At 67.5% G+C, this 12,884-nt stretch carries 12 protein-coding genes; 8 read left to right on the top strand and 4 right to left on the bottom strand.

Annotated elements, in window-relative coordinates:
• Positions 1-17 precede the first annotated feature (17 nt).
• Together AB431_RS20125 and holA are read left to right on the top strand one after the other, a co-directional pair.
• The gene (locus tag AB431_RS20125) at positions 18-1,523 is read left to right on the top strand and encodes a ComEC/Rec2 family competence protein (protein WP_047333625.1); all 1,506 of its coding nucleotides are present in this window, start codon (positions 18-20) and stop codon (positions 1,521-1,523) included.
• Positions 1,504-2,457: a DNA polymerase III subunit delta gene (gene holA / locus AB431_RS20120; protein ID WP_162489456.1), complete on the top strand. Its 954-nt coding sequence runs from the start codon at positions 1,504-1,506 to the stop codon at positions 2,455-2,457. Before AB431_RS20125 ends, holA begins: the two co-directional genes overlap by 20 nt.
• A gap of 1 nt (position 2,458) precedes the next feature.
• Here holA and rpsT read toward each other — a convergent pair whose 3' ends face one another.
• Complete coding sequence (rpsT, locus tag AB431_RS20115) at positions 2,459-2,719, bottom strand: 30S ribosomal protein S20 (RefSeq protein ID WP_047331418.1); 261 nt, start codon at positions 2,717-2,719, stop codon at positions 2,459-2,461.
• Positions 2,720-2,891: 172 nt separating this feature from the next.
• Here rpsT and AB431_RS20110 point away from each other — a divergent pair, with 172 nt between their 5' ends.
• Genes AB431_RS20110 through AB431_RS20100 form a run of 3 tightly spaced genes read left to right on the top strand, consistent with a single transcriptional unit; the run spans position 2,892 to position 6,366 of the window.
• Positions 2,892-4,550: a circularly permuted type 2 ATP-grasp protein gene (locus AB431_RS20110; RefSeq protein WP_047333624.1), complete on the top strand. Its 1,659-nt coding sequence runs from the start codon at positions 2,892-2,894 to the stop codon at positions 4,548-4,550.
• The gene (locus AB431_RS20105; RefSeq protein ID WP_047331417.1) at positions 4,550-5,527 is read left to right on the top strand and encodes an alpha-E domain-containing protein; all 978 of its coding nucleotides are present in this window, start codon (positions 4,550-4,552) and stop codon (positions 5,525-5,527) included. Before AB431_RS20110 ends, AB431_RS20105 begins: the two co-directional genes overlap by 1 nt.
• Positions 5,527-6,366 carry a transglutaminase family protein gene (locus tag AB431_RS20100; protein WP_047331416.1) on the top strand — a complete coding sequence of 280 codons (840 nt, stop codon included), beginning with the start codon at positions 5,527-5,529 and terminating at the stop codon, positions 6,364-6,366. The genes AB431_RS20105 and AB431_RS20100 overlap by 1 nt, the downstream gene beginning before the upstream one ends.
• Here AB431_RS20100 and AB431_RS20095 read toward each other — a convergent pair.
• Both AB431_RS20095 and AB431_RS20090 read right to left on the bottom strand, forming a co-directional pair.
• Positions 6,306-7,859, bottom strand: a complete 1,554-nt coding sequence (locus AB431_RS20095; RefSeq protein ID WP_047331415.1) for a PepSY domain-containing protein — start codon at positions 7,857-7,859, stop codon at positions 6,306-6,308. The two genes, AB431_RS20100 and AB431_RS20095, sit on opposite strands and share 61 nt — an antisense overlap.
• 27 nt (positions 7,860-7,886) lie before the next feature.
• Positions 7,887-8,717: a ribonuclease Z gene (locus AB431_RS20090; RefSeq protein WP_047331414.1), complete on the bottom strand. Its 831-nt coding sequence runs from the start codon at positions 8,715-8,717 to the stop codon at positions 7,887-7,889.
• A gap of 239 nt (positions 8,718-8,956) precedes the next feature.
• Between AB431_RS20090 and glnT the strand changes: the two genes are divergently transcribed.
• From glnT to AB431_RS30085, 3 genes are read left to right on the top strand one after another with little or no spacing between them, the layout of a single operon-like run.
• Positions 8,957-10,327: a type III glutamate--ammonia ligase gene (gene glnT / locus AB431_RS20085; protein WP_047331413.1), complete on the top strand. Its 1,371-nt coding sequence runs from the start codon at positions 8,957-8,959 to the stop codon at positions 10,325-10,327.
• Entirely contained in the window at positions 10,327-11,070 is a 744-nt protein-coding gene (locus tag AB431_RS20080; protein ID WP_047331412.1) for a creatininase family protein, read from the top strand. The genes glnT and AB431_RS20080 overlap by 1 nt, the downstream gene beginning before the upstream one ends.
• 7 nt (positions 11,071-11,077) lie before the next feature.
• Positions 11,078-11,893 carry a TetR/AcrR family transcriptional regulator gene (locus tag AB431_RS30085; RefSeq protein ID WP_235435712.1) on the top strand — a complete coding sequence of 272 codons (816 nt, stop codon included), beginning with the start codon at positions 11,078-11,080 and terminating at the stop codon, positions 11,891-11,893.
• Here the strand turns inward: AB431_RS30085 and AB431_RS20070 are convergent.
• The gene (locus tag AB431_RS20070) at positions 11,796-12,800 is read right to left on the bottom strand and encodes an aldo/keto reductase (protein WP_047331410.1); all 1,005 of its coding nucleotides are present in this window, start codon (positions 12,798-12,800) and stop codon (positions 11,796-11,798) included. The genes AB431_RS30085 and AB431_RS20070 overlap by 98 nt on opposite strands.
• Between the last annotated feature and the right edge of the window lie 84 nt (positions 12,801-12,884).

The following is a 12,884-nucleotide window of genomic DNA, read 5'->3' as shown; positions in this document are numbered from 1 at the left end:
CCGGTGCCCGCCTGGATCTGCGGCTGGTGCCCGCCACGCTCACCGCCTGGGCCGTGACGGCAGCTGGCATCACGTGGGCGGTCGGGTTCCTCCTGGCCGTCGGGTGCGCGGTGGTCGGGCTGGGTTGGGCGGCGCTGGTGCGCTGGCTCGGGGAGAGTCACCCGACGCTGCGCGCGACCAGCGTCGCTGTCATCGGGGCGGCCGTCGTCGGTACGGGTTTCGCGCTGGCGGCCGCGATGCGCAGTGACGCGGTCCGTGAGCATCCCATCGGAGAGCGGTTCGGCGCGGTGGCGCGCGTGACGGTGACACCGGCGGAGGACCCGCGGCCCCTGGGCAACGGACGGCTGATGTTGCGCGGCACCCTCTCGCAGCTGGACGGCGCCGAGATGTCCGGCCGCGTGGTGGTCTTCGCTTCGGCGCAGGGCTTCGGCGAGCTGATGGCCGGCCAGCCGGTTCGCTTCAAGGCCCGCATCGGCAGGCCGACTCGGCGCGACTTGACGGTGGCCGTTCTCAACGCATCCGGCGAACCCACCCTTGGGCGGGCGTCGCCCCTGCAGCGCGCGGCCAGGTCGGTGCGCACCCGCTTCGCGCGGGTGGCTCGCGACGTGCTGCCGCCCGATCAGGCCGCGGTCCTGCCGGGGCTGGTGCTGGGTGACACGTCGGCCGTATCAGCCGGCACCACAAACGAATTCAAAGCTGCTGGGCTGACCCATCTCACTGCGGTGTCGGGCGCCAACGTCACGATCGTCTGCGGCGCGGTGCTGCTGTCGGCGGGGTTGGTCGGACCGCGCGTCGCCGTGGGCTTGGCCACCGTCGCGCTGGTGGCGTTCGTCATCGTCGTGCAGCCGACGGCCAGTGTGCTGCGCGCCGCGGTCATGGGGGCCATCGCGCTGGTGGCCATCGTGAGCGCCCGCAGGCGTCAGGCGGTTCCGGTGCTGGCGGCCACCGTGCTCGGATTGCTGATCGTGGCACCGCAATTGGCGGTCGACGCCGGTTTCGCGCTGTCAGTCTCCGCGACCGCCGCACTCATCGTGCTGGCACCCGGGTGGTCGGCCCGGCTGATCGCCCATGGCTGGCCCAAGCCGCTGGCCGAGGCGTTCTGTATCGCACTGGCCGCCCAGCTGGTCACCGCGCCGTTGGTCGCCGCGATATCAGGCAAGTTCAGCGTGATCGGTGTGCTCGCCAACCTGGCTGTCGCCGTAGTCATTGCGCCGATTACCGTTTTGGGCACCGCGGCAGCCGCGCTGTGCTGGGTGCTGCCATCCGCGGCCGGGCTGCTGATCCGGTTCACCGGTCCGGAGCTGTGGTGGCTGCTGCGCGTCGCATCCACCGCCGCGGACGTGCCCGGTGCCGCACTGACCGTGCCGTCCGGAGTCGGCGGGGTGGCATCAGTGGCGGCAGCGACGCTGGCCGCGGTGGTGCTGTGGCGCGGGGTCAAGGTCGGTGTCAGCCGGTGTCGGCCGGTCATGAAACGATCGTTCGGTGAGCGCGACAGTGGACGGCCTGCATCTGATCCTGGGTGATGAGGAGCTGCTGGTCGACCGTGCTGTCTCCGAGGTGCTGCGGCAGGCCCGTGACGCGGCGGGCAGCGTCGACGTTCCGGTGGACCGGCTGCGCGCCGGCGACGTGTCGGTCAACGAGCTGGCCGAACTGCTCAGTCCGTCGCTGTTCGCCGACGAGCGGGTGGTGGTGCTCGAGTCCGCGGCCGAGGCGGGCAAGGAGGCGGTCGACCTGATCGCCACGGCGGCCGCCGATCTGCCGCCCGGCACCGTGCTGGCGGTCGCGCACTCCGGTGGCGGTCGCGCCAAGGCGCTGGCCGATCAGCTGAAGAAGCTCGGCGCCCAGGTCCACCCGTGCGCCAAGATAACCAAGGCCGCCGAGCGCGCCGACTTCGTGCGCGCTGAGTTCCGCCGACAGAAGGTCAAGGTCGACGACAACACGGTCAGCGTGCTGCTCGATGCCGTCGGCTCCGACATCCGGGAACTCGCATCGGCATGCTCACAGCTGGTGGCTGACACCGGCGGGCATGTCGACGCAGTTGCCGTGCGGCGCTATCACAGCGGTAAGGCGGAGGTCTCCGGCTTCGACATCGCCGACAAGGCCGTGGTCGGGGATGTCGCCGGTTCGGCCGAGGCACTGCGGTGGGCGATGCTGCGCGGTGTTCCACACGTCGTGCTGGCCGACGCGCTCGCCGAGGCGGTTCACACCATCGCGCGGGTGGGCCCGGTCTCCGGTGACCCGTACCGGTTGGCATCTGAGCTGGGGATGCCGCCGTGGAAGATCCAGAAGGCGCAGAAGCAGTCGCGGCGCTGGTCACGCGACAAGGTGGCGACGGCGATGCGGCTGGTTGCGGCGTTGAACGCCGACGTCAAGGGGGCAGCGGCGGACGCCGATTACGTGCTGGAAGATGCGGTGCGCAAGGTCGCGCAGTTGGCCGCCGGAAGCGGCCGGGACTGAATCAGATCTTGTTGAAGGCCTGAGCCAGCGCGGACTTCTTGTTGGCCGCCTGGTTCTTGTGAATGACGCCCTTGCTGGCGGCCTTGTCCAGTTTGCGGCTGGTCACCACGAGCAGCTCGGCGGCCTTGTCCTTGTCGCCCTCGGCAGCAGCGGTACGGAACCCGCGGATCGCCGTGTGCAGCGCACTCTTCACCGACTTGTTGCGCACCCGGCGCCGCTCGTTGGTGCGGATGCGCTTTTCCTGCGACTTGATGTTGGCCACGCGTTAGTTCCTCGTCTTCAAGCTTGGGGGTCTCGGTCTCGCCGGGGCCGTAGGGCCCTCGGGCAGCGACTGTTCAGGGTACCAGCCAGCGTCCTGAACGCCCAAAACGAAGGTCACTGGCCTGCCGAAATGTCGAAGGTCAGGCAGAGTGTGACCCGTGAGTCTTCGTACCCTGCCTTCGGAAACCAGCCGGTCGTCGCGCAACGGTTCGCGACAACCGCGGCGCCACGACCATATCTTCGGCGGCTACAACAAGCTGGGCTCCTATGCCAAGGCCTTCGACGAGATGTTCGACAGCCAGGGCAACGTCCGCGGGCCGTACAAGGGAATCTTTGCTGAACTGTCGCCGTCCGACGCCGACGAACTCGAGGCCAGGGCCGAGGCGCTGGGCCGGGCGTTCATCGACCAGGGCATCACGTTCTCGCTGTCCGGTCAGGAGCGGCCTTTCCCGCTCGATCTGGTTCCGCGGGTCATCTCCGCCGCCGAGTGGTCGCGGCTCGAACGCGGCATCACCCAGCGAGTCAAGGCACTGGAGATGTACCTCGACGACATCTACGGCGACCAGGAGATCCTGCGCGACGGGGTGATCCCACGCCGCCTTGTGACGTCCTGCGAGCACTTCCACCGGCAGGCGGCCGGGATCAACCCACCGAACGGGGTGCGCATCCACGTCGCCGGCATCGACTTGGTCCGTGACGCCCAGGGCACGTTCCGCGTGCTCGAGGACAACCTGCGGTCCCCGTCGGGGGTCTCCTACGTCATGGAGAACCGGCGCACCATGGCGCGGGTCTTCCCGAACCTGTTCGCCACCCACCGCGTGCGCGCGGTCGGCGACTATTCCTCTCATCTGCTGCGGGCACTGCGCAACGCCGCAGCGACCAATGAGGCCGACCCGACGGTCGTGGTCCTCACCCCGGGCCCGTTCAACTCCGCCTACTTCGAGCATTCTCTGCTGGCCCGCCAGATGGGTGTGGAGCTCGTCGAGGGCCGCGACCTGTTCTGCCGCGACAACGTCGTCTACATGCGCACCACCGAGGGGGAGCGCCAGGTCGACGTCATCTATCGCCGGATCGACGACGATTTCCTCGACCCCATGCAGTTCCGCCCCGACTCAGTGCTCGGCGTGGCAGGCCTGCTCAATGCCGCCCGGGCCGGCAACGTCGTGATCTCCAGCGCGGTCGGTAACGGCGTCGGTGACGACAAGCTGGTCTACACCTACGTGCCGACGATCATCGAGTACTACCTCGGCGAGAAGCCGCTGCTGGCCAACGTGGACACGATGCGCTGTTGGCTCGACGACGAGCGCGAAGAGGTGCTCGACCGGATCGACGAGCTGGTGATCAAGCCGGTCGAGGGCTCCGGCGGCTACGGGATCGTATTCGGGCCGGACGCTTCCGAGAAGGAGCTGGCCACCATCCGCAGAAAGGTCATCGCCGACCCCCGCGGCTGGATCGCCCAGCCAGTTGTGCAGCTGTCGACGGTGCCCACGAAAGTCGGTGACGCCCTTGCTCCCCGCCACGTCGACCTGCGACCGTTCGCGGTCAACGACGGCGAGGACGTCTGGGTGCTGCCCGGCGGACTGACCCGCGTCGCGCTCACCGAGGGATCGCTGGTGGTCAACTCCAGCCAGGGCGGCGGTTCCAAGGACACCTGGGTGCTGGCCTCTCGAACGTCGGGCGCGGCCCGCGAACTCGGCGACGCCGAGGTGGTGCGCAAGCTTCCCAAACCGGCCAAGGCGGCGCCCGCCGAGAAGGCCGCCGACCAGACGTCCAGTCAGCAGCAGGGTCAGCAGCAGCAGAGCCAGCAACAGCAGCAGGCGGTGATGCGCTGATGTTGGCCCGCAACGCCGAGGCGCTCTACTGGATCGGACGCTACGTCGAGCGCGCCGACGACACCGCCCGCATTCTCGACGTGACGGTCCACCAGCTGCTCGAGGACTCCAGCGTCGACCCGGATCAGACGTCCCGAATCCTGTTGCAGGTGCTGGGTATCGAGCCGCCCGAGCATCAACTCGACCTGTGGTCGTTGACCGATCTGGTGGCGTTCGACCGCGGACTGACAGGTGGTTGCTCGATCGTCGACGCGATCTCGGCGGCACGCGAAAACGCCCGCTCCGCACGGGAAGTCACGTCCAGTGACATGTGGGAGTGCCTGAACACGACCTACAACGCGCTGGCCGAACGCGAGCGCGCGGCTCGCCGGCTGGGCCCGCACGAGTTCTTCAGCTTCATCGAAGGTCGGGCGGCGATGTTCGCCGGCCTGGCCGACTCCACACTGTCGCGCGATGACGGCTACCGGTTCCTGGTTCTGGGCCGCGCCGTTGAACGGGTCGACATGACGGTGCGACTGCTGCTGTCCCGGGTCGGGGACAGTGCCTCCTCGCCGGCCTGGGTGACGGTGTTGCGTTCGGCCGGCGCCCACGACACCTACCTGCGCACCTACCGGGGCGTGCTCGACGCCAGCCGGGTCGTCGAATTCATGTTGCTGGACCGGCTTTTTCCGCGATCGATCTACTACTCGCTCAGACTGGCCGAACACAGCCTCGACGAACTCATGCACCGACCGCACAACCGGCTCGGGTCGACCGCCGAGGCGCAGCGGCTGCTCGGGCGTGCCCGCAGCGAGCTGGAATTCATCCGGCCCGGTGTACTGCTCGAGTCGCTGGAGGAGCGCCTCGCCGGCCTGCAGGAAACCTGTCGCGACGTCGGAGAAGCGGTGGCACTGCAGTACTTCCACTCCGCGCCGTGGGTCGCCTGGTCCGACGCCGGGCAGAACGGCGAGCTGGTCATCGAGGAAGGAGAGATCTGATGTGGCGGATGCGGGTCGTGCATGCCACGGGGTACGCCTACAAGTCGCCGGTCACCGCCTCCTATAACGAAGCTCGGCTGACACCGCGCTCGGACTCCCGGCAGAACGTCATCCTCAACCGCGTGGAGACCATCCCGGCCACCCGGTCCTACCGCTACGTCGACTACTGGGGCACGGCCGTAACGGCTTTCGACCTGCACGCGCCGCACACCGAGCTGGAGGTGACCGCATCCTCGGTAGTCGAGACCGACAAACCGGAAGCCCCGACCGAGGACGTCTCGTGGGAGGAACTGGCTTCCGAGGCGGTACGGGACCGCTTCGACGAGGTGCTCGGACCCACGCACTACACGCCGGTGAGCAGGCGGATCCAGCGCGTCGGCAAGCGCATCATCAAAGAGCACGATCCGCAGCAGGCCGTGATCGCCGCCGCCCGGTGGGCGCACAGCGAACTGAATTACGTTCCCGGAACCACCGGCGTGCACTCGTCTGGTCTCGACGCGCTGCGCGAAGGTAAGGGTGTCTGCCAGGACTACGCCCATCTGACACTGATCTTGTTGCGGGGCATGGGAATTCCGGCTCGGTACGTCTCGGGCTATCTACACCCCAAGCGCAATGCCGTGATCGGTGACACCATCGACGGGCAGAGTCACGCCTGGATCCAGGCGTGGACCGGCGGCTGGTGGAACTACGACCCGACCAACGACAAAGAGATCAACGAGCAGTACATCAGTGTCGGTGTCGGCCGGGACTATGCCGATGTCACCCCGCTGAAGGGGATCTACTCCGGCGAGGGCTCCACCGATCTCGACGTGGTGGTCGAGGTCACCAGGCTGGCCTGATCGGGCGGCGGCCGACGGGCGGAGATGATCCCCTCGACCACGAGCACGACGAGTAGCGATATACCGAAGGCCGGGAAGAGGATTCCGAGAACGACCGCCGCGGCGGTCACCACGAGCATCGCCTTCTTCGGTGTGTTCGCCCGGGTGGTATCACCGGTCGGGCCGGGCAGCCCACTGCGCCCTGCCGGGCGCCGCTTCCACCACATCAGCAATCCGGTCGCCACACTGAGCAGGACCCCGAGGCAGGCGATGGTGGCGGAAATGCGGGTGAGCCAACCCATTTGGTTGCCCATGTGCAAGGCGATCCCGAAACTCGTCAACTTCGACAGCGCCCCGTCCTGGGCGGCGGTCGCGGTGGTGATGGTGGTGCCGGTGAACTGGTTCAGATACAGCGTGCGCTGTTCGGACACCCGCTGCGGCCAGCGGTTGACCACCGTGTAGCTGCCGTACGTCGTGGTGCCGTCCCGGGTCGAATCCGACGGCGGGAAGATCGCATAACCGGGCACCATGTGCTCGTCCTTGGCGATCCGGTCAATGTCGTTGTAGGACAGCCGGGCCGCGCCCTCGGTGGGTTGCGAGGCGTAGATGGGGTCGTCGGTGCTAGCCCAGGCGATACGACGGCCCAGCCGGTCGTAGTCGCCGAGCTTCGCCGGCGTTGAGGGAGCGTCGATTGCGGTCGATGGGGTCAGCGTTGCGGTCACCGCGCGCCAGTTCTCGCCCCAATACCGCGTCCACGTCATCCCCGACAGGATGTAGCAGATCAAGATGACCGCGATCACCACGCCGGTCAGGGCATGCACGTCGCGCCAACGGATTCGGCCGCCTTCGCGCCACCGCACTGTCAACAGCGGTTTTCCTGCTTCGATGGCGCGCGGCCACCACAGATAGATCCCGCTGGCCAGGAGGACCAGGATCCAGGTCGCGGTCATCTCCATCCAGAGGTTGCCGACGCCGACCGGGATGCTGGATTGCGGATACGCGGACGGGTCGATCAGGTGTCCCAACGACGGCAGCTGAATGTGCGGCCCGTCGTTGCCGAACATCCGGTGCAGCTGATTCGCCCAGCCGACCAAGCCGGAGAGTTGATCGCGCTGCCCCAGATAGGCGCCGGTGTAGGGATCGACGAATACCTGGATGACGTTGGCTTCGGCCTGCGGGTAACCCTCGGTGTCGGCGGCGGAGAAGTCCACCCGGGTCGAGGAGTGCGGGCCGTCCGGCGGGGTGACGGCCTCCAGGGAATCGCCCGCACCGACATGCTGCCTGGCGGTGGCCACCTGCGTGTCGAGCGGCACGGTCTGCGGGCCCTGTTCGACCACGAGGAGATGCCGGTTGAGCAGGGCGTCCAAGGGCTGGCTGTAGAGGATCACCAGACCGCTGCAGGCCAGCACCACCAGCACTGGGGCGGCGAACAGCCCGACCCAGAAATGCAGCCGCCAGATCCGGCGCAGGACAGCCGCATCACCGCGGCGGGTGGGGGTTTCCGTCGTCGTCATCGCCCATAGGTCGGGCGATGGCCTGGCTTAGTTCCCGACCGGCACGTGGAGCAGGTCGTTGCCGATCTCGACCGGGCCGCTGAACTCGGTCGCCGCCTGGGCGCGCCACTGATCCTCCTGCCCGGGCACCAGCGGCGGTACGTAGTGCGTGAGCACCAGTGTGCCGACCCCGGCGCGCGCGGCTGTGGCAGCGGCCTGCTCGACCGACGAGTGGTAGTCGAGGATGTCCCGGATCCGCTGAACCGGCATCTGTTGCACCAGGTCCGCACGGATCACGGTGTGCACCAAGGCATTTGCTCCCTTGGCAAGCTCGTCCAGGCCGGCGCAGGGCACCGTGTCGCCGGCCAGTACCACCGAGGCGCCGCCGTGTTCGACGCGGAAGCCGAGCGTCGGTTCGACAGGGCGGTGGTCGGTGGGCGCCGCGGTGATCTGCACGCCGCCGTCGTCCCACACCTGGCCGTCGGTGTATTCGTGTACCTCAATCGCGGGTGGTTCGGTGATGTCGGCGTGATGGTGGATGCGGTAGGAGATGTCAGGTGCCAACGCCGCCAGCGTCGCGTCAACCACGGCCTTGGTGCCGGGCGGGCCGATGATAGGCAGCGGTGTCCGCACGAACGTCGTCACCCAGCGGGTGGTGATGACATCAGACAGATCGGTGATGTGGTCGCTGTGCAGATGGGTGAGCAGTAGCGCGGTGATGTTGGCCGCGCCGACGCCCGCCGCCGCCGCGCGCATCAGCACGCCGCGACCGCAGTCCACCAGGAACACCGAGTCCCCGGCTTTGACCAAAGTCGACGGTCCGGCCCGGTTCGGGTCGATCATCGGACTTCCGGTGCCGAGCAGCGTGATGTCGATCATGGCGTTAATTACTACCCTGCTCGGGAAGCTGTCGGGAGGTGATTGGCCCGCAGCACGACACGGTGTCGCGACGCCCGGAATTTTCAATGGCCTATTGACACGATCCAATCGGATCCGCCGCTATCTTCGGTGTTCATCGGCATCTACATACGAGAGTTTTCAATAGGTCATTTACTGATCGGAAACGGCCTGGTTACAGAGCGTGGCTAGCGTGGCGTCGATCGGCTGAAAGGGAACAGATGACCACCACGCTCAACGGGCAGGCACCGAGCACCGACGTCCGCGAAGTCACCGAAAGGCTGGCGGCGGCGGGTGTCCGCTACGCGGCGATCAGCTTCGTCGACATGCACGGTAAGCCGAAGGCCAAGATGGTCCCGCTGGCCCACTTGGCGCAGGCGGCGAATGGATCGGAGATGTTCACCGGGGCCGCGCTGGACGGAGTGCCGCAGGACGTCAACGACGACGAGGTCGCACCCCACCCGGACCTCGACGGCGTGATCGTCATGCCGTTCAACCGCGAGATCGCCTGGTTTCCCGGCGACCTCTTCATCGGCGACAATCCGTTCGAGCCGTGTAGCCGGCAGATCCTCAAGCGGGTGACCGCCGAGGCGGCTGCCTTGGGTTACACCTTCAACCTCGGGATCGAGACCGAGTTCTTCCTGCTGTCGGACCAGACCGGGGTCCCGGAGCCGGCCAGTTCCGACGACAACCTCGACAAACCCTGCTACGACCTGCGCGGCATGCTGCACAACTTCGGCGTTGTCGACGACATCGTCTCGGCCATGAACGAACTCGGTTGGGACGTCTACTCTTTCGACCACGAGGACGGCAACGGTCAGTTCGAGACGGACTTCACTTACACCAACGCGGTGTCGATGGCTGACCGGTTCGTCTTCTTCCGGATGATGGTCGGGGAGATCGCCCGCAAACACGGGTTGTTCGCGTCGTGGATGCCCAAGCCGTTCGCCGATCGCACGGGTAGCGGGGCGCACTACAACATGTCGTTGGCCGGCACCGACGGGACCAACCTCTTCGCCGCCGACGACGACCCGCGTGGATGCGGGCTCTCCAACCTGGGTTACCAGTTCATCGCCGGTGTGCTGCGCCATGCACCGGCGATCTGTGCGGTGATCGCGCCGACGGTCAACAGTTACAAGCGACTCGTCAAGCAGGGGAGCATGTCCGGACTGACGTGGGCGCCGATCTTCGCCTGCTACGGGGACAACAACCGAACCAACATGCTGCGGATCCCTCGGGGCGGCGGCCGGGTCGAATGCCGCGCCGCTGACAGCGCCAACAATCCCTACCTGGGCGCCGCCCTGATGCTGGCTGCCGGACTGGAAGGGATCCGGGAGGGGCTCGACCCGGGTGAGCCCAACCGCGACAACCTCTACCGGCTCTCCGAACCGGACCTGATCGAGCGCGGTATCACCTGGCTGCCCCGTTCACTCGGCGAGGCCATCGAAGCGATCGAGGCAGACCCGCTGGTGCGCAGCGTCTTCGGCGCGACGATGTGCGAGTCGTTCATCGCGGAGAAGAAGCTCGAGTGGGAGTCGTACAACGCTCACGTCTCGTCGTGGGAGTCCGAGCGCTACTTGCGGTTCTTCTGATGAGCCAGCGCTGGGAAGACCTCAGCTCGGTGCAGATCGCCCAGCGGCTGGCCACCGATCCCGACACTGTGGCCCTGATTCCGGTCGGCGCCACCGAGCAGCACGGCCCACACCTGCCGGTCGGCACCGACACGATCATGGCCACCGCCGTGGCGGAGGCGGCGGCCGCCGACCTCGCCCTGGTCTTGCCCGCACTCGCGTTCGGCGCCAGCTTCTTTCACGGGACGACGTTGCCCGGCACCGTCGCGTTCGACGGGGAGGACACGGCGGCGGCGGCAGTTCGCGTCGCCGAGGCGTGCGTGGACTCCGGCGTGCGCCGCATCATGTTCGTCAACGGCCACGTCGGCAACAACGCGCCATTGTGGTTGGCCTGCGACCGGTTTCGCAGGCGGCACCCCGACCGGCGGATCGGGGCGATGCAGTGGTGGGACCTGACCCCCGACATCGCCCGACGCGCCACCGAGGACGCCGACGACTGGCACGCCAACGCCGCGGAAACGTCACTGATGCTGGCGGTCCGGCCCGAGCTGGTGGACATCGATGCGATGCATGAGGCCGACGATCCCGACCGCACCGCGGGTACGGTGTTCCGCTATCCCGTCCACCAGGTCTCCACGAACGGGGTGACCGGGTACCCGTCGCGCGCATCGAAGGTGGTCGGCCTGCAGCTGTGGGCCGACGTCGTGGCCGCCGCGCGTAACGTGGTCGAACGCGCGCACAGTGAGGATCCACCACTGGGATGAGGAGACAGTGATCGGACGCCCCCGCAACGATGCCGAGTCGGCGGTGAAGTTACCGCCGCGCACCGGCATCGTCAACGCCGCGACGCGGCTGTTCTCCGAAAAAGGTTATGCGCAAACCACAATGAGCGACATCGCGCGTGCGGCCGGGCTGCAGCAGTCGTCGCTGTACTACTGGTTCCGCAGCAAGGAACAGCTGCTGGGGGAGACGCTGCTGGTGAACCGCGCACCGCTGAAGTTCATCGCCGAGGTCGGTGCCGGTTCGGGGCCGCCGGCGGTCAAGCTCTACCGGCTGCTGCGGTTCGACACCATTCAACTGGCGCTGTCACCGATCGATTTCAATGAGATTCAGCGCATCGCCCACGACCAGCGCGCCGATTTCCACCAGTTCTGGACCGACTATGAGCGGCTCAGGGACTGGGTGTCCGATCTCATCGGCGCGGCGATCGCCGAGGGAAAGTTCATCGACTGCGACCGGGACGAAACGGCCGGATTGCTGTTGAACTTCGACGAAGGCGCCCAGAAGCGCACCCGCCTACACACCGACTCTTCCGACCGCGTCGCCGAGGCGATCAAGGTCGGCGAACAGGTTGCGGTCATCGCGGTTCGCGGTCTGCTCAAACGGCCCGGCGACATCGGCCGGATCACCGCACAGGCCGCCCAATTCGACGACGCCGCGATTGCCTTGCAGGTGAGCCAGTCGCCGCCGGAATCTCGATCGGCCGGGCTCACTCCCGTGCCGAGGACACCCAGTTCGGATCGATCGACCGGTGACCCGACACGCTCGCGCCGGCGGTCTCCAGCGCGATCACCTGATCGGGATTGAGCTGCACCGACAACGACGCGGCGTTCTCGTCGACGCGCGCGGCGCGCCGGGTGCCCGGGATCGGCACCGACGCCACGCCGAGGGCCTCGGCGCGCTGCCGCAACCACGCCAGCGCCACCTGAGCCGGCGTCGCGCCCACCTCCTCGGCGATCGAGGAAACTACGTGCACGACAGCGAGATTGGCGTCCAGCGCTTCGTCGGCGAAGCGGGGGATGCGGCTACGGAAGTCGCCGGCCCCCTTGAGATCGGCGGCCGACCGGATCGTGCCGGTGAGGAATCCGCGACCGAGCGGCGAATAGGGCACGAAGCCGACGCCCAGCTCGGCGGCGGCCGGCACCACGTTGCGTTCGACATCACGGCTCCAGATCGACCATTCACTCTGCACCGCGGCGATCGGGTGCACGGCCGTCGCAGCACGCAACTCGTCGGCAGTCACCTCCGACAGCCCCAGATGGCGCACCTTGCCTGCGGCGACCAATTCGGCCATGGCCCCGACAGTCTCCTCGATCGGCAGCGAGACGTCGCGCCGATGCATGTAATAGAGGTCGATCACGTCGGTGCCGAGCCGGCCCAGGCTCTCGTCGACGCAGCGCTGCACGTACTCGGCGTCGCCGCGGGCCCTGAGCTTGCCGGTCGTCGGGTCGCCGTCGATCCCGAACTTCGTCGCCAGCGTGACCTCATCGCGGCGGTCAGCCAGCACCTGGCCGATCAGCCGCTCGTTGGCGCCGCCGCCGTAGACGTTGGCGGTATCGATGAACGTCATGCCGACGTCCAGGCAGTGGTTCAGCGTCGCCAGCGATTCCGCGTCGTCGACCGCGCCGTACACCGGGGTCAGCGCCATCCCGCCGAACCCGATCGCGCTGACCGTCAAACCGTCGCCCAACTCCGTCTTCGGCAGCGTGCCCATTCCATACCTTTCGTCTCGGCCTGTTCTGTCCCAACGCAACCGTTGCGGTTTGCTTCCCCGCCGGTGAAATAAGCTTTAGCCTGG

Source organism: Mycobacterium sp. EPa45 (genome assembly GCF_001021385.1).
Lineage (GTDB): Bacteria > Actinomycetota > Actinomycetes > Mycobacteriales > Mycobacteriaceae > Mycobacterium.
Note: the sequence above shows the minus strand (reverse complement) of the source record. Positions and strands in the feature narration are given on the sequence as shown.

Bases quoted from the DNA above. Each gene is read 5' to 3' on its own strand.
- AB431_RS20105 (WP_047331417.1), top strand. From the start codon at position 4,550: ATGTTGGCCCGCAACGCCGAGGCGCTCTACTGGATCGGACGCTACGTC.
- AB431_RS20100 (WP_047331416.1), top strand. From the start codon at position 5,527: ATGTGGCGGATGCGGGTCGTGCATGCCACGGGGTACGCCTACAAGTCG.
- AB431_RS20095 (WP_047331415.1), bottom strand. From the start codon at position 7,859: ATGACGACGACGGAAACCCCCACCCGCCGCGGTGATGCGGCTGTCCTG.
- AB431_RS20090 (WP_047331414.1), bottom strand. From the start codon at position 8,717: ATGATCGACATCACGCTGCTCGGCACCGGAAGTCCGATGATCGACCCG.
- glnT (WP_047331413.1), top strand. From the start codon at position 8,957: ATGACCACCACGCTCAACGGGCAGGCACCGAGCACCGACGTCCGCGAA.
- AB431_RS20080 (WP_047331412.1), top strand. From the start codon at position 10,327: ATGAGCCAGCGCTGGGAAGACCTCAGCTCGGTGCAGATCGCCCAGCGG.
- AB431_RS20070 (WP_047331410.1), bottom strand. From the start codon at position 12,800: ATGGGCACGCTGCCGAAGACGGAGTTGGGCGACGGTTTGACGGTCAGC.